The sequence below is a fragment of the Streptomyces sp. NRRL S-1022 genome (assembly GCF_000720135.1).
GTDB lineage: Bacteria > Actinomycetota > Actinomycetes > Streptomycetales > Streptomycetaceae > Streptomyces.
In genome coordinates this window covers 1-406 of sequence record NZ_JOIU01000135.1, presented here as the reverse complement: position 1 = coordinate 406, position 406 = coordinate 1, and the positions used below count along the sequence as shown (strand labels likewise).

The 406-nt window shown below is 64.0% G+C and carries 1 protein-coding gene; it reads right to left on the bottom strand.

Features of this window, described 5'->3' with window-relative positions; all coding sequences use genetic code 11:
• Positions 1–140: 140 nt before the first annotated feature.
• On the bottom strand, positions 141–406 hold a 266-nt coding region (locus tag IG05_RS43240; protein ID WP_037815949.1), incomplete at its 5' end, for a PASTA domain-containing protein.

Genomic DNA, 406 nt, shown 5'->3' with positions numbered 1-406 from the left:
CTCTCTGGTCTCGTGGGCTCGGAGATGTGTATAAGAGACAGGGCCGTACCTGTAGAAGAAGCCGAGACCTCTGGAAGAACCCGAACCGCAGAAAGGGCCCGGCAGCCGAGGCTGCCGGGCCCTTCCACGTCCGGCGCGGGTCAGGACGGCGGGTTGCCCGACGAGACGCTGAGCTCGATCTGCGGCATGTTCTTCGGGTCGAGGTCCGTCTGGGCGGAGGGGAACTGGTCGATGACCGAGCCCTCGCCGTACGTGTTCTCGTCGACCTTCTTGATCTTCAGCTGCCAGCCCGCCGCCTGCAGGCACTCCTTGACCGACCCGATGTACTTGAACCGGAAGTCGGGCAGCTGGATCTTCTTGGGGTCGTTGTACGACTCCTGCGGCTCCGAGCACTCGGTGGAGTCGA